Below are 17,277 nucleotides of genomic sequence, written 5' to 3'. Positions count from 1 at the left end.
GAGTTGTTTTGGCGAAATGAAGGGGAAACCGATGCGTGTGATCTTTATGGGAACGCCCGATTTTTCGGTGCCTGTTTTGGAAGCTTTGGTAAATTCGGGGCATGATGTTGTGGCCGTGTATTCACAGCCGCCGCGCCCTGCTGGTCGTGGTAAGAAAGATCGTCCGTCGCCGGTACAAGCCCGTGCTGAGGCGTTGGGATTGCCGGTTCATCATCCGGTTTCTGTGCGCAATGCTGAGGCGCAAGCTGTGTTTGCCAGACATGACGCGGATATTGCTGTGGTTGTGGCCTATGGTTTGATTTTGCCGCAAGTGATTTTGGATGCGCCGAAGTTGGGCTGTTTGAATATCCATGCGTCTTTGTTGCCGCGTTGGCGCGGTGCGGCACCTATCCACCGTGCGATTATGGCGGGGGATGCCGAGACGGGTGTTTGCATAATGCAGATGGAAGCGGGCCTAGATACGGGACCGGTTTTGTTGCGCGAGGCGACGCCGATTGGGGTGGCTGAGACGACGGGTGCGTTGCATGATCGCTTGTCGGCGATGGGCGCTGCGTTGGTGGTTGAGGCCTTGGCCCGTTTGCCGGAGTTAACGCCTGAGGTGCAGCCGGAGATTGGTGTGACTTATGCTGCGAAGATCGACAAGGCGGAGGCGCGGGTTGATTGGGATCGCCCTGCTGCCGAGGTTGCGAACCACATTTGCGGGTTATCCCCGTTTCCGGGCGCGTGGTGTGATGTCGCGGGAGAGCGTGTGAAGCTGCATGTCGCAGAAGTAATTGCAGGCGATGCGGCCGCTGGCACAGTCTTGGGCGGCTTTGATATTGCTTGTGCGACAGGTGCTGTGCGGATTACCCGCGCCCAACGTCCCGGTAAAAAGGTGATGGACGCGGCGGATGTGCTGCGCGGGCTTGATCTGGGCGATGCGGTCGCTTGATCTAGACCTTTGGTGGCCGTGATTTATAGACTGGAAGCTGCCAGCCGAGTGCCAACGATCCTGCGCGTAGGATAAAGGTAACGGCGGCGCAGGCGAGCGCGACTTGGGTTGACGGGAGTTCTAGCTCGCTGGCTATGACGGTTGCGACTGACCCTGCAAATGTGCAGGTCACGTAGAGTTCGCCTTTGACGAGAACCAGCGGGACTTCGTTCGAGACCACATCGCGCATTAGCCCGCCCATGCAGCCCGTGACCACACCCATCACGACGACGATGGGTGCTGAATGGCCAAGTGTTTGCGCGACGCCTGATCCCGCGGCAACCGCGATGGCCAATGCAAAAGCATCAAGCCAGAGCAGCAATTTGTAGCGGCTTTCAAACAGGTGCGCTGTGAGAAAGACCAAGAGGGCGGCGGCGCAGGCGACCCCGAGGTAGGCCGGATTTTCGACCCAGAACACTGGATGACGGTCAAGCAGCAGGTCACGCAGAGTGCCGCCGCCAACGGCTGTGAGGCACGCGAAGAAGAAAAAACCAACGATATCAAGCTGGGCGCGGCTGGCCACAAGTGAACCCGTCAGCGCAAAGACCAGCACGGCGCTGTAGTCGAGGAATGTAAAAAAGGTCACGTGTGCAGTCCTGTCTCGGTTGGTTAGCGCATTGGCTCAAACTGTGCGCTTTGCATGGTGCAGTCGCGGATCACGTCGGCGCCGCAATCGCGAAACGCGAGGTCTCGGGTCAGGCAGATGCGGGCTTCTTGGATGTAGCCTTGGCGGCAGGTGATTGTGATTTGGTCGGGTTCCAAGTCGGGGTTCGACTGGATAAAGGCGTCTTGGATGAGCGTTGCGGGTAGGGTTACCGGATCGGTGATTTTGCGGAGGACTTCGGGGCGGTTAACCTTGTCGTAGGCCGTGCGGGACAGGGCGTAGTAGTCGGTGCTGTCGAGGCCAGAGCAGACGCCGTGTTTGTTCCATTGGTGCCATGCGAGGCCGGATGTGCCCATAATATCAGTCATTTCGCTGGTCTGTCCGCGTGATGGTGCTGGATAGTTGGATCGGCAATCGGCGGGGAAGCCGCGTTCATATTGAGGCCAGAGGCCGTGCAGCACCCAGCCGTGATCGCGGGCCGGATCGCATTGCGGGGAATTGCGGTCGTCGCCTTCATAAGCGCACCAATTGGCCGACCATGACAGGGACAAAACATAGTAGTCAAATTCGCCTGCGGCGTCTTGTGCTTGCGCCATGCCGGACCACGCCAACAGCCCAAAAACCAATCGCCACATTTTGATCTTCCCTAAATTGCCTTGCATCCTTATATAGGGTTCAAGTTCCCCGACAATGCGAACCCGGCCCCAGCGGTCAGCCCCTTCAAGGGCGCGGGAAAGGCTTGTCATTTTGAGAGGAGACATTTGATGTCCGAAAAACCGATTATGGCAAAAGCCACAGCAGTTTGGCTTTGCGACAACACGACAATGACGTTCAAACAGATCGCTGATTTCTGTGGCTTCCACGAGCTGGAAGTACAGGGAATCGCGGATGGTGATGTGGCGACTGGCGTGAAAGGGTTTGACCCGATTGCCAACAACCAACTGACCCAAGACGAGATCGATGCTGCTGAAAAGAACCCGCTACATAAGCTGAAGCTGAAGTTCTACCAAGCCGCGCAAGGCGAAGAAAAACGCCGTGGTCCGCGGTATACGCCGCTGTCAAAACGTCAGGATCGCCCAGCGTCGATTTTGTGGTTGGTTAAGTTCCACCCCGAATTGTCCGACGGTCAGATTTCCAAGCTGGTTGGCACAACGAAACCGACAATTCAGGCGATCCGCGAGCGGACGCATTGGAACATCAGCAACATCGACCCGATCGATCCGGTTGCGTTGGGCATGTGTAAGCAAGGCGAATTGGACATGGCGGTTCAGAAGGCCAACGCTAAAGCAGCCAAAGAAGGCGGCGGCATGTCGGATGACGAGCGTCGCAAGCTGGTCAGCACGGAGCAATCCCTTGGGATGCCTGCCGAGCCGAAGATGCCAAGCTCGATTGCTGGTCTTGAAACATTCTCGCTGTCTGATGACGACGATGATGACTTGGAAACCAAGTCTGCGTCCTTGGATGTCTCTGACGCGGATAGCTTCTTTAATCTGCCTGATGATGCGGACGATAAAGAAAAAGACGAAGACTAAGGTCTTTACCACGTCAAAAAGTATGGAAATCCCGGCCTTTGTGCCGGGATTTTTCGTTTGTGGGGGTGGGTTTGGCTGCTTAGGTTGCAGCTATTGATATTGGAGATTTTGATGCGCGTTTTAATTGCAACTTTACTGATGCTGACCCCTTTGACTGCTGTCGCTGATCCCTTGTGCGAAGAGCTATGGTTGACGCGGAACACGGTATTTGATCGGGCTGGCTATTGTTTTGGGTCGCCTTTGGGTGAGGCTATATTTGACAATGGCGACTGCACAACGTCGCAACCCAAACTGAGTTCTGAGGGCACGCAAGTCGTTGAGATGGTACGGGAGGTCGAGGAAGAGTTCGCGTGTAAGGTCGATGCATCCGCCGTAAAATTTGAGTTGGATCACGTGTTCGAACGCTTGGTTTTGCAGGATTTACCTGTGCGGACCGGATATGAGAGCGCTTGTGTGGGCTATATAGGGCCTGCGCTGTTGCTGACGTCCGGGCGGCATCCTGACAGTCCGATCTCGGGCGAGATTTTGACGGGCATGGATATTATGTTCGAATATATTCCGGTTGATGGCATGGATTTCATCAACTTGGGCAAGGGTGAGATGGGCTGGGTCGCGACCTCGTTCATCACGCCAGCGGTTTGCACTGATATTGCAGGTTAAATGCTGCGCCGTGCATTCAGGGCGGCGGTGATTGTGCCGTCGTCGAGATAGTCGAGTTCACCGCCCACGGGCACACCTTGGGCCAGCGACGTGACAGTGATGCCGGGTAATTGGTCGGCGATGTAATGCGCGGTGGTTTGGCCGTCGATGGTGGCGGCGAGCGCCAGAATGACCTCGGTGACGTCTTCGGATTTGATCCGGTCGATGAGTTTCGGGATGCGCAATTCTTCGGGGCCGACCGCATCGAGGGCGGACAAAGTGCCGCCCAAGACGTGATAGCGGCCTTTGAAGACCTGACTGCGTTCCATCGCCCAAAGGTCGGCCACGTCTTCGACGACGCAAATCTGGCCAATCGCCCGCTTTTCACTGTCGCAGATGTCGCAAATATCGGTGGTGCCGATGTTGCCGCAGTTCAGACATTCGCGGGCGGTAGCACCCACGCGGTGCATGGCTTCGGCGAGCGGGATTAATTGCAGGCTGCGTTTTTTGATAAGATGCAGGACCGCACGGCGCGCCGATCGCGGTCCGAGGCCGGGCAGCTTTGCGAGCAGCGTAATCAGGTTTTCGAGATCATCAGTGCCAGTATTCATTGCGCGACCCCGCATTTTCGCGAAAATGCGTACGATTTTTCTAGAAAAACCGAGGTTAGGGGCCAGCCCCCAAACCCCCGGAGTTGTTTTGGCGAAATGAAGTGCACAGCCGGTTAGAACGGAAGGTTCATGCCAGCTGGCAGACCTAGTTCTTCGGTCATTTTTTGCATTTCGGACTGCGCCCGTTCGTTTGCTTTTTGCTGCGCGTCTTTGATGGCGGCGAGGATCAGATCTTCGACGACTTCTTTTTCGTCTGGGTCGAAAATGGATGGGTCGATGTCGAGACCTTTGAGTTCGCCCTTGGCGGTTGCTGTGGCTTTGACAAGCCCCGCGCCGCTTTCGCCAGTGACCATCATGTTTTCGAGATCTTCTTGCATCTGGGCCATTTTGCCCTGCATTTCCTGTGCGGATTTCATCATCTTGGCCATATCGCCAAGGCCGCCTAAGCCTTTGAACATCTGAGTTCTCCTTGCATTCGTTTGTTTAGAGATACGGCCCCGACCCTGTGCGGACAAGGGGTGTGCTGCTTATTCGTCGTCGAAGGGGTCCCATTCTTCGTCGACTTCGGGCAGGGCCCCTTCAAAGGCGTCTTGCGTCTTTTCGGCCTCGGTGCGGATGTCGGTGATTTTGGCCTTTGGGAAGGCTGCGATGACGGCTTGCACGAGCGGATGCGCTGCTGCTTCGGCTTTGACGGCATTCTCTGCTGCGTCGCGCAGTTCGGCGATTGTGTCTGCCCCGCCTTCGTCGCGCACGGTGATGACCCAGCGGTTACCAGTCCATGCTTGCAGCCGCGAGCCGAGCCGTCCGACAAGGTCACGCGCTGCGTCAGCAGTTGGTTGCACTTCGATCCGGCCCGGCTGGTAGGCGACGAGGCGGATGCCAGTTTCGACTTCGACGAGCAATTTCACATCGCGGTGGCGGCGGATCAGGTCGACGATATCTTCGAACGTTGCATAGTGTTGCAGCGCGTCGGTGGCGAGTGCGACGGCGGTTTGTGCGCCACCCGATGCGGAAGGGCCTGATGGGCCACTATGCGTTGGGGCGTGTGTGTTGGCCATGGCGTTGGTTGATCCGCCTTGCGGCGCGGGTCGTCCACCGCCGGATGGGCCTGCAGTTGGTGGTGTTGCGTCTTTGAGTTTGCGCACTAACTCGTCTGGTGTTGGCAGGTCGGCTACGTGCGTCAGGCGGATCACGGCCATTTCGGCGGCCATCATTGCGTTGGGGGCGGCGGCGACTTCTTCCAATGCTTTCAAGAGCATCTGCCAGAGGCGGGTCATGACGCGCATTGGCAATTGGTCTGCCATGGCTTGGCCGCGTGTGCGTTCATCGGGGCTGATGGTTGGGTCGTCGGCTGCATCTGGCGTAATTTTGATGACGCTGACCCAGTGGGTGATTTCGGCAAGATCCCGCAGGATAGCGAGCGGATCTGCACCGTCGGCGTATTGCGCAGAAAGCTCGGTCAGCGCCTGTGCTGCTTCGCCGCGCAGGATCATGTCGAACAGGTCAAGCACGCGGCCACGATCCGCGAGACCCAGCATGGCGCGGACTTGTTCGGCGGTGGTTTCACCAGCACCGTGGCTGATGGCTTGATCTAGTAGTGACGTCGCGTCGCGTGCTGACCCTTCGGCTGCACGGGTGATGAGGGCGAGCGCATCGTCGTGGATTTCTGCGCCTTCGGCCTTGGCGATCTTTTGCATCAGCGCGATCATGACTTCGGGCTCAATGCGGCGTAGGTCAAACCGTTGGCAACGCGATAGCACAGTCACGGGCACTTGCCGGATTTCGGTCGTCGCGAAGATGAATTTAACGTGCGCTGGCGGTTCTTCGAGTGTCTTCAAAAGCGCGTTGAACGCGTTTTTGGACAGCATGTGAACTTCGTCGATGATGTAGATTTTATAGCGGGCAGAGGCCGCGCGGTAATGCACCGAATCGATGATTTCGCGGATATCGCCGACACCTGTACGCGATGCGGCGTCCATTTCCATGACGTCAACGTGCCGCCCCTCCATGATCGCCGTGCAATGTTCGCATTCACCACAAGGTTCGGTCGTTGGGCCGCCGTTGCCGTCAGGACCGATGCAGTTCATGCCTTTGGCGATGATCCGTGCGGTGGTAGTTTTTCCCGTCCCGCGGATGCCTGTCATGATGAAAGCCTGCGCGATCCGGTCTGCCGCGAACGCATTTTTCAGCGTGCGCACCATGGCGTCTTGGCCGACGAGATCGACAAAGGTTTCTGGCCGATATTTGCGGGCGAGGACCTGATAGGCGGGGGCGTCGGGCATAAACGAACTTTCGGGTTTTGCGTGTTGGGTCAAACTATGCGCAAGGCTGCGCCGCGTCCACCGTTACGGGCGTGGTTGAGGCCACGCCCGTGAAGGTTATTAACGTTTCTTCTTTTTGACGGCTTTTTTAACAACTTTGGTGAACTTTTTGTTGCGAATGCGGGCTTGGGCCGTGGTTTCCGTGGCTATTGCGTCTTCGCGGCGTAGTTTTTGGAACCGTTTGAGCCGATCTGGTGTCACGTCACCTGCGGCAATGGCGGCGGTCACGGCGCATCCGGGTTCACCGTCGTGTTTGCAGTCGCGAAAGCGGCATTGGTGTTCGAGGGACGAGATTTCAGAGAAAACTTCGTTAATGCCTGCCACAACATCTGCCACGCCGAGGCCGCGCATGCCGGGGGTGTCGATTAGCCAGCCGCCTGAGGGTAAATGGTGCAAGCTGCGGCCTGTGGTGGTGTGCCGTCCACGGGCGTCGTCTTCGCGGATGCCTTGGGTCGCACCGTTTTCGCCGGTTAGCGCATTGGTGAGCGTGGTTTTTCCGACGCCGGATGATCCGGCCAGTGCAACGGTTTGGCCTTTGCCAGTCCAAGGGGTGAGTTTGGTGGTTTCGGTTACATCGCGGGCGTCGACTGCCACAACGGCGAGGTCCGGACCTAACGCTTGGGCTTGGTCGATGTAGTGTTGCTGATCGTCTGTTTGGTCTGCTTTGGTCAACAAAATAACAGGTGTCACGTCCGCATCATAGGCGAGTGCCAGATAGCGTTCGAGACGGGCCACGTTGAAATCCGCGTTGCAGGACGTGGTGATAAACAGCGTGTCGATGTTCGCGGCGATCAGCTGGCGTTCGCCGTGTTGGTAGTCTGATCCGCGTTGCAGCGTTGAAATACGGTCAAGACGGCGGATCATAAGCGCAGATTTCGGATCGCACAGCACCCAGTCGCCAATCGCGATTTCGGCGGTAGACATGCCGGGGTCAAGCGTCAGATCGGTTGTACCGTCTGTCGTGATGACCGAGATTTGGGTTCGGTGTACGCCGCGCACGCGAGCGGGTGTCGTGGTTGTCACCTCGTCGATATCGACTTGGGATTGGTAAAAATTCGTCCAGCCTAGATCGGCTAATGTTGTCTGTGTTGGGTTTGTCAAAGCGAAGTCCCTCGCAATAGATCATCACACATCAATGGCTGACGTGGATCTGTAAGGGAAGCGGGATCGCTCAGCGCTGCCCTGACGGGGTGGAGAAGGATACAGTCATGATGATCCTCCTTGGCTGAGGGATGTGTTTCGCAAACAGCGCTTTTGCGATGCAAAAGACGCTGAGGTGAGAGGCTGGACATCGACCCAAGTGGGGCTCGTTGTGGCTGCTTCCTTCCGGACCTGACCAGGTTGGCGAGGCACTTGCCCGCGCCAACCTCTCACCGTCTATATACGCGGGTGTTTTGCATCGTGCAAGGGCGGGTCAGCCACTGAATGAAAGTGTAAGGCCACGAAACCCGAAATCACCGCCGCCGTTGCCGGTGACTTGCGGATTTGTCGCTGTAAATCAGGCGCCGCGACGGGCTTTGGGCAAGCGAAATTGGCGGATTGTTCAATCTGGCACAGGGGCAAGAGGCACTCGATTTTACCTATTTAGGGCCGAATTTGACAAATCATCAGTCAGCTAGGAATTGAAATTGCACCGTTGACATGACATTGCAGCATTTATGAAACATGCAGAAACAGTAACGTTTGGCGGGTCTGGTCTAGATCGGGCTGCACATGAACGTAAAGTCGCCCGTAGGTTGTGGGATGATCCTGCATGTAGGGTGATTGTTCTATGGCGCGGCAAGCCTCTCGTTGAAAAAGATCGCGCGAGACTCGTTAGGGTTGCAACGGATGACAGCATGCTGGCCGATGCCGCGAGCGGTTATGTCTATCTTGGTCGTGATGCGGGCGCACCGATTTTTGCGGCTGATATTAGTGCTTGGTCGCCGGATGAACTGGACGAAACGATGTTGAACACGTTTCTTGATCCGTCAGAGCAGATTCACCCTGCCGCAACGAACGGTGCTATCTTTGCCGAATTGCGCGCGATCATGACAAACCTTTCGCCACGAGACGCCGAACTTGCAGCGACCGCGCGTGCGGTTTTCGGGTGGCACGAGACGCACCGTTTTTGTAGCAGTTGCGGGCAATTAAGCGCATTTAGCATGGCCGGTTGGCAACGTGATTGCCCGTCTTGTGGACGGTCACACTACCCGCGCACCGATCCGGTTGTCATTATGTTAATAACCAAAGACGACAATGTGCTGGTTGGGCGTTCGCCGGGCTGGCCTGAAGGCATGTATTCACTGCTCGCGGGCTTTGTTGAGCCGGGCGAAACGTTAGAGGCCGCTGTGCGTCGCGAAGTGAAAGAAGAAAGCGGGATTACGGTGGGGCAGGTGTCGTATCTGGCCAGTCAGCCGTGGCCGTTTCCGGCGTCATTGATGTTTGGCTGTATGGGCGAGGCACTGGACGACGACATTGTGGTTGATGCAGAAGAGCTTGAGGATGCGATGTGGGTGAGCCGCGCGGATATGCATATTGTTTTTGCGGGGCAACACCCCGTGATGAAACCCGCCCGACAGGGGGCGATTGCGCATTTCCTTTTGGACAATTGGCTGTCGAATACGTTGGAGTAGTTGAGTGATTCGGGGCGCAGGTTTGCGAATGCCCGCGCCCGATTTTGATTGGATGAGTAATGAAGTTTACCACGCATAAAGATATTGATGCCCCGATTGACTATGTCTTTCAGAAGGTTGCGAATTTCGACGGGTACGAGCGGCAGGCGCTGCGGCGTGGTGCGCAGGTTGATCGCGTCGATGGCATGGGCCCTGTTCGCGTCGGGTCCGCGTGGGATGTTGCATTCACATTTCGTGGAAAGAACCGCAATTTGCGTGCGACTGTGACGACGATTGCGGCACCAGAAGCGCTAGAGATTGATACCGTTGCGACGGGTTTGAATAGCGTGACAAAGGTGGACTTGATCGCTTTGTCGCCAAAGACAACGCGCGTGGCGGTGAGTGTGACAATGACCGCAAAGTCATTGTCGGCGAGGTTGTTGCTGCAGTCCTTGAAGTTGGCCAAGGGTAATCTGAACAAACGCTTTGCTGGCCGCGTCGACGATCAAGTCGGCGGCATTGAAGCGGATTATCGGCGCGGGAGCTGATCCCGATCAGGATGAATGGCGCCGCGTCGCAGCGGGATAGACGCCCATTAAACGCACCATGTCTGTGAAGTAATCCAACTCTTCTAATGCGAGTTTCACATTCGCGTCGTCGGGATGGCCTTCGATTTCAGCATAGAATTGCGTCGCTTGGAATGTGCCGCCGACCATGTAGCTTTCCAGCTTGGTCATGTTGACGCCGTTGGTCGCAAAGCCGCCCATTGCCTTGAAAAGCGCGGCAGGAATGTTGCGCACGCGGAAAACGAGGCTGGTCATCATGCCGTTGTCACCGCGCCGCGTATAGTTCGGCTCGCGAGCCATGACGATAAAGCGGGTCGTGTTGTTGTCTTGGTCTTCGATATTGCGGGCTAGCACGTCGAGGCCGTAAATGTCGGCGGCCAATTCGGAGGCAAGCGCGCCTTGCGTCGGATCGGTGCCTTCGGCCACATCGCGTGCGGCCTTGGCGTTATCAGAGCTGACGACACCGCGAATCGCGTGTTCGGTCAAAAAGCCAGCACATTGCGGAAGAATCACAACATGTCCGTGTGCGTCAGTGATTTGCGCTAAATCCGCGCCTTTTTGACCCAGAAGATTGATGTGAACCCGTACAAACGCCTCGTCAACGATGTTCAAACCGCTTTCCGGCAGCAGTGAATGCACGTCCGCCACGCGACCATAGGTCGAGTTCTCAACGGCGATCATACCCAACGCAGCATCGCCATTGCGCACTGCTTCGATGGCGGAATTAAAGGTGGGGCAGGGCAGCGGAGCGTAATCGGGGCAGGTTTCTGCACAGGCCTGATGTCCATATGCACCAAGTTCGCCCTGAAATGCGATTTTGCCATTCATTGTTAACACCTCCGCCACATGATACCCAAAAAGGGCAATTGGTCGCGGGACTATACCTTGCAACCAAGGTACGGAAGCGGATAGATAGCCGCAAAACTGCGAACGAATTGGAACGCGACATGTTCGACACAATGACTACGACAAAAGCCATCGGCGGCATCTGTGGCACATTTCTGGCCTTTTTGCTTGGCGGATGGGCTGCCGAGACGATCTATCACAGCGGTGGCGGCGGTCACGGCGACGAAGATCAGGCTTATGTGATTCCCGTTGCTGACGGCGCGACTGATGAAGTCGTCGAAGAAGGCCCGCCATTTGCAGAGATTTTTGCTACGGCTGATGCGGCTGCTGGCGAAGGTGCGTTCCGCCCTTGTGCGGCTTGCCACAAACTCGACGGGACAGACGGCGTTGGTCCTCACTTGAACGGTGTCGTTGAGCGTCCGGTTGGCTCTGTAGACGGATTTGGCTATTCTGGCAGCTTGGTTGCTGTGGCAGAGCAGTGGACGCCTGAAAATCTGAACGCGTTCCTTGAAAATCCGAAGGGCTACGCGCCGGGCACTGCAATGAACTTTAACGGTGTGCGTCGGATCGAAGACCGTGCAAACCTGATCGCATATTTGGCATCCGTTGGCGGCTAAGCCCGACTGATCGCTGCGTAATCAAGCCGTCCCAGTGTTTGGGGCGGCTTTTCTGTATCTAAGTGGTTGGAAACAGGCCGATCACGACGTGTTCACGCATTCTCAACTTGAATGTTCGATTTGTCTGGTTAGCTTTCGTATCAATGTCACGTTTGACACCCCCTTCGGAGAATAAGATGCAAAATCGCCACCAAAACCATGCCATTGCCCGAACTCATGACGTCACCGCGTCGCGCAAGGCGGTGTGGATGTCTGGTACTGCGATCTTGGTGGGGATGATGTTGCTGGCGGGTAAAGCGTTTGCGCAGGATAACGTGACGGTTAGCCATGCCTATAACGAATACGGCGATATTAAATATCCGGCGGATTTTGCACATCTGGATTACGTGAACCCCGATGCGCCGTTGGGTGGGGAGATTTCGATTTCCGCGAGCGGCACATTCGACAGCATGAACCCTTTTGCCACCCTCGAAGGGACCCCCGGTGCGTTGTCCTCGATCGTTTGGGAACGGTTGATGACTGCCACCTCGGACGAAGTTGGTACGATGTATTGTCTTGTTTGCGAAACGCTGGAGTATCCTGACGACCAAAGTTGGGTGATCTTTAATTTACGCAAAGACGTCGCGTTTTCCGATGGCCGTCCGATGACGGCAGAAGACGTCATTTTCACACATGAATTGATGCGCGAGCAATCGACGCCGTCATTCCGTCAGGGCATCGTTGCGTTGGTCGACACCTACGAGGCGCTGGACGACTACACGGTCAAATTCACGTTTAACCCTGACGCGCCGACACGTGGCCGGATCATCCAGATGGCCAACGCGCTGGTGATGCAAAAGGCGTGGTTCGAAGAAACCGGCGCACGGATGGATCAATCAGGGTTAGAGGCGTCGCCCGGCACGGCCGAATACGTCACCGCGTCGGTAGATCCAGGCCGTCAGATTATTTACGAACGCAACGCCGATTATTGGGGCAAGGACCTGCCGATTAATGTTGGTCGCGGGAATTTCGACAGCATTCGAATCGAGTATTTCGCGGATACGTCGGCAGCGTTTGAAGCATTCAAGGCTGGTGAATTCACGTTCCGCACCGAGACCAGTTCAATCAACTGGGCGACGTCTTATGATTTCCCAGCGATTGAAAACGAATGGGTCGTGCGTCAGGAATTCGAAGACGGGACATTGCCTGCGGCGACTGGCTTTGTATTTAACTTGCGTGACCCAAAGTTCGCGGATCGGCGTGTGCGGCAGGCGATAGGTCTCGTCTATAACTTTACGTGGACCAACGATAATTTGCAGTACGGGTTGTTCCAGCAACGCGAAAGCTTTTGGGAAAATGACCGTTTGAAAGCTGCTGGCTTGCCCACTGGCCGCGAGTTGGAAATCCTCGAAGCGTTAGGCGACAAGATTGACCCCGAGATTTTGACGACCGAAGCGGTGATGCCGCATAGGTCTGGCGACCGCCCACTTGATCGCGGCAATTTGCGTGCAGCCTTGGCGCTGATGGAAGAGGCCGGATGGGTCACGGGCGACGATGGTTTATTGCGCAATGCGGACGGTAAAACGCTGGATGTGGAGTTTTTAGAGACGCGCCAAAGCTTTGACCGGATTATCAATCCGTACATCGAAAACCTGAAACGACTTGGTGTGAATATCACGTATAATCGTGTTGATCCGGCGCAGTATCAGGCTCGGACCCAAGATAATGATTTCGAAATGTTGTTCGGCTACTGGGTCAACGGACTGCAAGAAGGCACTGGTTTCTCACAGAAATTTGGCTGCGAAGATAAAGACGACGTGTTCAATCCAGCTGGCTATTGTTCCGAAGCGATTGACGCGATCGGTGATCAGATCGCCGCGGCCGATGATTACGACGAGATGGCAGCTCTTGTGCGCGCCGCGGATCGGATCATGCGTCACGAGTATTTCATTGTACCGATTTGGTATCTTGGCAAGAACTGGGCCGCTTATTTTGATATGTATGAGCACCCAGAGAACCTGCCGGAATTCGGTCTTGGGCACCTTGATTACTGGTGGTTCAACGACGAGAAATTTGAGGCTTTGAAATCGGCTGGCGCGCTGCGATAAGCGGCCCAAAAGGAAGACCTCATGGGCGCGTATATCCTTCGCAGGCTACTGCTGGTGATCCCCACTTTGTTGGGGATTATGATCCTGAACTTTGCACTGACCCAATTTGTCCCCGGTGGGCCGATTGAGACTATTATTGCGCGCATGGAAGGCGGCGGTGACGTGTTCGAATCTATCGCTGGTGGTGGTGGTGATGCGAATGTAGGCGGCCAAGAAGATAGTGCTTATCCGGGTGCAAGCGGTCTATCCAAGGATTTCATCGCTGACCTAGAGCGCCAATTTGGCTTTGATAAACCGCCACTTGAGCGATTTTTGAACATGATGTGGAATTACATCCGGTTTGATTTTGGCGAGAGCTATTTCAGGTCGATTTCCGTAGTTGATCTGATCTTGGAAAAGATGCCGGTGTCGATCACGCTTGGCCTTTGGTCCACGTTGATCGCCTACGCCGTGTCGATCCCGTTGGGTATCAAAAAAGCGGTGCGAGACGGGTCGCGGTTCGACACTGTGACCTCGGCTGCGATTGTTGTGGCCTATGCCATTCCGGGTTTTTTGTTCGCGATCTTGCTGATCGTGTTGTTCGCGGGCGGGTCGTATTACCGCCTGTTCCCGCTGCGCGGTCTTACCTCTGCGAACTTTGAAGAATTGTCGATGATTGGCAAGGTGTTGGACTACTTCTGGCACATCACATTGCCCGTGCTGGCATCCACGATTTCGGCCTTTGCGACGCTAACCCTGCTCACCAAAAACAGCTTTCTCGACGAGATCAAAAAGCAGTACGTGATCACGGCCAAGGCCAAGGGATTGTCCGAGAAAAAAGTGCTTTACGGCCATGTTTTCCGCAACGCGATGCTGATCGTGATCTCAGGCTTTCCGGCGTTGTTCATCAGCGTTTTCTTTGGCGGTTCCTTGATCATTGAGACGCTGTTCTCGCTAGACGGCTTAGGGCGTCTGGGCTTTGAGGCCGCAGTTGCCCGCGACTATCCAGTCGTGTTTGGCACGCTTTTCGCATTCTCGCTGATGGGGCTGGTCGTGGGAATTTTAACGGATATTACCTATGTCTTTATCGACCCACGCATTGATTTTGAGGGGCGCGGTTAGATGACTACTCAAGCAATCGCAAAGCCGAAACGCAAACTCCTGTCGCCACTCAACCAGCGTCGCTGGCGGAATTTTAATCGCAATAGGCGTGCGGTTTGGTCGTTATGGATATTTTCGACACTGTTTATTTTGTCCTTGTTTGCCGAGTTCATCGCAAACGACAAACCGATCCTCGTGTCCTACCGCGGCGAATTGCGGATGCCGATCATGACGTTCTATTCAGAGCGTGACTTTGGCGGCGATTTCCCGACAGAGGCGGTTTACGGCGATGTCGAGGTGAAGTGCCTGATCGCGACGGGCGGGCTGGAGGATTGCTTTGACGATCCCGACGGATTGCTTGAAATGGTGGAAAGCGGTGGCAAGCCCGACATTGACGGATTCGCAAAAGGCTGGACGATCTGGCCGCCGATCCCATATTCTTACAATACGATTGTCGACGTGCGCGGCGTCGCACCTGCGCCACCGTCTGACACCAATATCCTCGGCACTGACGACACCAAGCGCGATGTTGCCGCTAGGATCATCTACGGGTTCCGTCTGTCGATCCTGTTCGCGGGCATGGTCACGATTGGATCATCGTTAATCGGCATCCTCGCAGGCGCTGTGCAGGGGTATTTCGGCGGCTGGACTGACCTGATTTTTCAACGTTTCATCGAGATTTGGACCGGCATGCCGTCGCTTTACGTGATTATCATCGTGTTTGCGATTGTGGGGCGAAGTTTCTGGCTGCTTGTGTTCTTAACCATATTGTTTGGCTGGCCAGCCTTGGTGGGGCTGGTGCGGGCCGAATTTCTGCGCGCCCGAAACTTTGAATATGTCCGGGCGGCCAAGGCGCTAGGCGTGTCCGATCGCACGATCATGTTCCGCCACATGTTGCCGAACGCAATGGTTGCGACCGTGACGATGCTGCCGTTTCTCGTGACGGGTGCGATTGGTGGCCTCGCGTCGCTGGACTTCCTGGGCTTTGGCTTGCCATCGTCGGCGCCATCTTTGGGCGAGTTGACGTTGCAGGCGAAACAAAACCTGCAAGCACCATGGCTCGGCTTTACCGCCTTCACCACCTTCGCCGTCATGCTGTCGTTGCTGGTGTTCATTTTTGAAGGCGTCCGCGACGCGTTCGATCCGAGAAAGACCTTTTCATGACCGCCTTGCTTGATGTCCAAAAGCTGAATGTCCGATTTCGCCAAGACGGGGAAACAACCCACGCTGTGCGCGCTGTTTCGTTTCAGGTCCACAAGGGCGAGACCGTTGCGATTGTTGGTGAATCCGGGTCGGGGAAATCGGTAACGGCGCTCTCGACGGTGCAACTGCTGGGCGATAGCGCGCATGTTGACGGCTCGATCAAGTATAATGGCACGCAGATGGTCGATGCGCCAGAAGCCGATCTGCGGCGGGTGCGCGGCAACGATATTAGCTTTATCTTTCAAGAACCTATGACGTCTTTGAATCCGCTGCATACGCTGGAAAAGCAACTGGCCGAGTCGATTGAACTACACCAAGGGCTGCGCGGGACTGCAGTCACGAATAAGATTGTGCAACTGTTGAACCAAGTTGGCATTCGCGACGCGGAAAGCAGGCTAGGGGCCTATCCACATCAGCTATCCGGCGGACAACGGCAACGCGTGATGATCGCGATGGCGCTTGCGAATGATCCTGAACTGCTGATCGCGGATGAACCGACAACGGCGCTTGATGTCACGATCCAAGCACAGATTTTGGACCTGCTTGCCGAGTTGAAGCAAAGCAAAGGGATGAGTCTGCTGTTCATCACCCACGACCTCACGATTGTCCGCAAAATCGCGGATCGCGTGTGTGTGATGAAGAGCGGCGAAATTGTAGAAACTGGCCCGACGGCCGAGATTTTTAGCAATCCGCAGCATCCCTATACGCAGATGCTGCTCGCTGCCGAATCGACCGGCACACCACTGCCCGTGCCCGCTGATGCGCCGATTGTGCTCGAAACTGATGCTGTCAAAATTTGGTTCCCGATCCATCGCGGCCTGCTGAAACGCACTGCGGGCCATATCAAAGCGGTGAACAACGCGACGCTAACGGTGCGCGCTGGCGAAACGGTCGGCGTGGTTGGCGAATCCGGATCGGGAAAAACGACGCTTGCCCTTGCGATCATGCGATTGATCCGGTCAGAAGGGGCGATCACGTTTCAAGGCAAAGAAATCCACGCTCTGAATCAAAAACAGATGCGCCCGTTGCGCAACGCGATGCAGATCGTCTTCCAAGACCCATACGGATCGCTGTCTCCGCGCATGACCGTCGCACAAATCATCGCCGAAGGGCTGTCGATCCACGAGATTGATCCCACTCGGGACCGTCGTGAAATGGTGGCCGAGATCATGGCAGAGGTCGGTCTGGATCCAGCGCTGATGGATCGCTATCCGCACGAATTCTCAGGCGGTCAACGGCAGCGAATCGCAATTGCACGGGCGATGATCTTGCGCCCCAAGCTGCTGGTGCTCGACGAACCCACATCTGCGCTTGATATGACCGTCCAAGTTCAAATCGTTGAATTGCTGCGCGATCTGCAACAGAAATACAAACTCGCCTACCTGTTCATATCGCACGACCTCAAAGTCGTCCGCGCGTTGTCGCATAAGGTCATGGTGATGAAGCAAGGCGACGTCGTCGAGGCAGGGGACGCCGATGCTATTTTTGACGCGCCCCAAACCGATTACACGCGCGCCTTGATGGCTGCAGCATTCGAAGGCCGCACAATTTAGGCACCACGCCGCCCTTCATTTCGCCAAAACAACTCACGGCACATCGTTACAAAC

Annotated in this window: 17 protein-coding genes and 1 other RNA gene; 10 read left to right on the top strand and 8 right to left on the bottom strand. The window is 55.9% G+C overall.

Going from position 1 to position 17,277, the window contains the following annotated elements; all coding sequences use genetic code 11:
• Window positions 1-31: 31 nt before the first annotated feature.
• Window positions 32-931, top strand: a complete 900-nt coding sequence (gene fmt / locus FHS72_RS03095; RefSeq protein ID WP_183525443.1) for a methionyl-tRNA formyltransferase — start codon at window positions 32-34, stop codon at window positions 929-931.
• A gap of 1 nt (window position 932) precedes the next feature.
• Here the strand turns inward: fmt and FHS72_RS03090 are convergent, their stop codons facing one another.
• On the bottom strand, window positions 933-1,556 hold the full coding sequence (locus FHS72_RS03090) for a TRIC cation channel family protein (RefSeq protein WP_183525440.1): 624 nt from the start codon (window positions 1,554-1,556) through the stop codon (window positions 933-935).
• Window positions 1,557-1,579: 23 nt separating this feature from the next.
• Window positions 1,580-2,209 carry a ribonuclease T2 family protein gene (locus FHS72_RS03085; RefSeq protein WP_183525437.1) on the bottom strand — a complete coding sequence of 210 codons (630 nt, stop codon included), beginning with the start codon at window positions 2,207-2,209 and terminating at the stop codon, window positions 1,580-1,582.
• Window positions 2,210-2,338: 129 nt separating this feature from the next.
• Here FHS72_RS03085 and FHS72_RS03080 point away from each other — a divergent pair, with 129 nt between their 5' ends.
• Both FHS72_RS03080 and FHS72_RS03075 read left to right on the top strand, forming a co-directional pair.
• Window positions 2,339-3,106 (top strand): DUF1013 domain-containing protein, encoded by a 768-nt coding sequence (locus FHS72_RS03080; protein ID WP_183525434.1) that lies wholly within the window; start codon window positions 2,339-2,341, stop codon window positions 3,104-3,106.
• Between the two features lie 111 nt (window positions 3,107-3,217).
• Window positions 3,218-3,766: a DUF4453 domain-containing protein gene (locus FHS72_RS03075; RefSeq protein WP_183525431.1), complete on the top strand. Its 549-nt coding sequence runs from the start codon at window positions 3,218-3,220 to the stop codon at window positions 3,764-3,766.
• Here FHS72_RS03075 and recR read toward each other — a convergent pair.
• The 5 genes from recR to ffs all read right to left on the bottom strand — a co-directional run bounded on the left by recR (window position 3,763) and on the right by ffs (window position 8,050).
• Window positions 3,763-4,356, bottom strand: a complete 594-nt coding sequence (recR, locus tag FHS72_RS03070) for a recombination mediator RecR (RefSeq protein WP_183525428.1) — start codon at window positions 4,354-4,356, stop codon at window positions 3,763-3,765. The two genes, FHS72_RS03075 and recR, sit on opposite strands and share 4 nt — an antisense overlap.
• A gap of 113 nt (window positions 4,357-4,469) precedes the next feature.
• Entirely contained in the window at window positions 4,470-4,814 is a 345-nt protein-coding gene (locus FHS72_RS03065) for a YbaB/EbfC family nucleoid-associated protein (RefSeq protein ID WP_183525425.1), read from the bottom strand.
• Between the two features lie 69 nt (window positions 4,815-4,883).
• On the bottom strand, window positions 4,884-6,671 hold the full coding sequence (locus FHS72_RS03060) for a DNA polymerase III subunit gamma/tau (RefSeq protein WP_281378235.1): 1,788 nt from the start codon (window positions 6,669-6,671) through the stop codon (window positions 4,884-4,886).
• A gap of 66 nt (window positions 6,672-6,737) precedes the next feature.
• Window positions 6,738-7,778, bottom strand: a complete 1,041-nt coding sequence (gene rsgA / locus FHS72_RS03055; protein WP_183525419.1) for a ribosome small subunit-dependent GTPase A — start codon at window positions 7,776-7,778, stop codon at window positions 6,738-6,740.
• A 173-nt stretch (window positions 7,779-7,951) separates the two neighbouring features.
• Window positions 7,952-8,050: signal recognition particle sRNA small type (gene ffs / locus FHS72_RS03050), an RNA gene on the bottom strand.
• Between the two features lie 285 nt (window positions 8,051-8,335).
• Between ffs and nudC the strand changes: the two genes are divergently transcribed.
• Window positions 8,336-9,292 (top strand): NAD(+) diphosphatase, encoded by a 957-nt coding sequence (gene nudC / locus FHS72_RS03045; RefSeq protein WP_183525416.1) that lies wholly within the window; start codon window positions 8,336-8,338, stop codon window positions 9,290-9,292.
• Window positions 9,293-9,351: 59 nt separating this feature from the next.
• On the top strand, window positions 9,352-9,819 hold the full coding sequence (locus tag FHS72_RS03040; RefSeq protein ID WP_183525413.1) for an SRPBCC family protein: 468 nt from the start codon (window positions 9,352-9,354) through the stop codon (window positions 9,817-9,819).
• 6 nt (window positions 9,820-9,825) lie between these two features.
• On the opposite strand, the gene FHS72_RS03035 is transcribed toward FHS72_RS03040, so the two are convergent.
• Window positions 9,826-10,665: a prephenate dehydratase gene (locus FHS72_RS03035; RefSeq protein WP_183525411.1), complete on the bottom strand. Its 840-nt coding sequence runs from the start codon at window positions 10,663-10,665 to the stop codon at window positions 9,826-9,828.
• A 119-nt stretch (window positions 10,666-10,784) separates the two neighbouring features.
• On the opposite strand from FHS72_RS03035, the gene FHS72_RS03030 reads away from it, so the two are divergent.
• The 5 genes from FHS72_RS03030 to FHS72_RS03010 all read left to right on the top strand — a co-directional run bounded on the left by FHS72_RS03030 (window position 10,785) and on the right by FHS72_RS03010 (window position 17,223).
• A complete protein-coding gene (locus tag FHS72_RS03030) occupies window positions 10,785-11,300 on the top strand; it encodes a c-type cytochrome (protein ID WP_183525409.1) in 516 nt (171 codons plus the stop codon).
• A 176-nt stretch (window positions 11,301-11,476) separates the two neighbouring features.
• Window positions 11,477-13,387 (top strand): extracellular solute-binding protein, encoded by a 1,911-nt coding sequence (locus FHS72_RS03025; protein WP_246414456.1) that lies wholly within the window; start codon window positions 11,477-11,479, stop codon window positions 13,385-13,387.
• Between the two features lie 21 nt (window positions 13,388-13,408).
• On the top strand, window positions 13,409-14,488 hold the full coding sequence (locus FHS72_RS03020) for a microcin C ABC transporter permease YejB (protein ID WP_183525406.1): 1,080 nt from the start codon (window positions 13,409-13,411) through the stop codon (window positions 14,486-14,488).
• Complete coding sequence (locus FHS72_RS03015) at window positions 14,489-15,631, top strand: ABC transporter permease (RefSeq protein WP_183525403.1); 1,143 nt, start codon at window positions 14,489-14,491, stop codon at window positions 15,629-15,631.
• A complete protein-coding gene (locus tag FHS72_RS03010) occupies window positions 15,628-17,223 on the top strand; it encodes an ABC transporter ATP-binding protein (RefSeq protein ID WP_183525400.1) in 1,596 nt (531 codons plus the stop codon). Before FHS72_RS03015 ends, FHS72_RS03010 begins: the two co-directional genes overlap by 4 nt.
• The last annotated feature ends 54 nt before the right edge of the window (window positions 17,224-17,277 follow it).

Source organism: Yoonia ponticola (assembly GCF_014199395.1).
GTDB lineage: Bacteria > Pseudomonadota > Alphaproteobacteria > Rhodobacterales > Rhodobacteraceae > Yoonia > Yoonia ponticola.
Note: the sequence above shows the minus strand (reverse complement) of the source record. Positions and strands in the feature narration are given on the sequence as shown.

Coding starts and splice junctions, on each gene's coding strand:
- fmt (WP_183525443.1), top strand. CDS start 32: ATGCGTGTGATCTTTATGGGAACGCCCGATTTTTCGGTGCCTGTTTTG.
- FHS72_RS03085 (WP_183525437.1), bottom strand. CDS start 2,209: ATGTGGCGATTGGTTTTTGGGCTGTTGGCGTGGTCCGGCATGGCGCAA.
- FHS72_RS03080 (WP_183525434.1), top strand. CDS start 2,339: ATGTCCGAAAAACCGATTATGGCAAAAGCCACAGCAGTTTGGCTTTGC.
- FHS72_RS03075 (WP_183525431.1), top strand. CDS start 3,218: ATGCGCGTTTTAATTGCAACTTTACTGATGCTGACCCCTTTGACTGCT.
- recR (WP_183525428.1), bottom strand. CDS start 4,356: ATGAATACTGGCACTGATGATCTCGAAAACCTGATTACGCTGCTCGCA.
- FHS72_RS03065 (WP_183525425.1), bottom strand. CDS start 4,814: ATGTTCAAAGGCTTAGGCGGCCTTGGCGATATGGCCAAGATGATGAAA.
- nudC (WP_183525416.1), top strand. CDS start 8,336: ATGAAACATGCAGAAACAGTAACGTTTGGCGGGTCTGGTCTAGATCGG.
- FHS72_RS03040 (WP_183525413.1), top strand. CDS start 9,352: ATGAAGTTTACCACGCATAAAGATATTGATGCCCCGATTGACTATGTC.
- FHS72_RS03035 (WP_183525411.1), bottom strand. CDS start 10,665: ATGAATGGCAAAATCGCATTTCAGGGCGAACTTGGTGCATATGGACAT.
- FHS72_RS03030 (WP_183525409.1), top strand. CDS start 10,785: ATGTTCGACACAATGACTACGACAAAAGCCATCGGCGGCATCTGTGGC.
- FHS72_RS03025 (WP_246414456.1), top strand. CDS start 11,477: ATGCAAAATCGCCACCAAAACCATGCCATTGCCCGAACTCATGACGTC.
- FHS72_RS03020 (WP_183525406.1), top strand. CDS start 13,409: ATGGGCGCGTATATCCTTCGCAGGCTACTGCTGGTGATCCCCACTTTG.
- FHS72_RS03015 (WP_183525403.1), top strand. CDS start 14,489: ATGACTACTCAAGCAATCGCAAAGCCGAAACGCAAACTCCTGTCGCCA.
- FHS72_RS03010 (WP_183525400.1), top strand. CDS start 15,628: ATGACCGCCTTGCTTGATGTCCAAAAGCTGAATGTCCGATTTCGCCAA.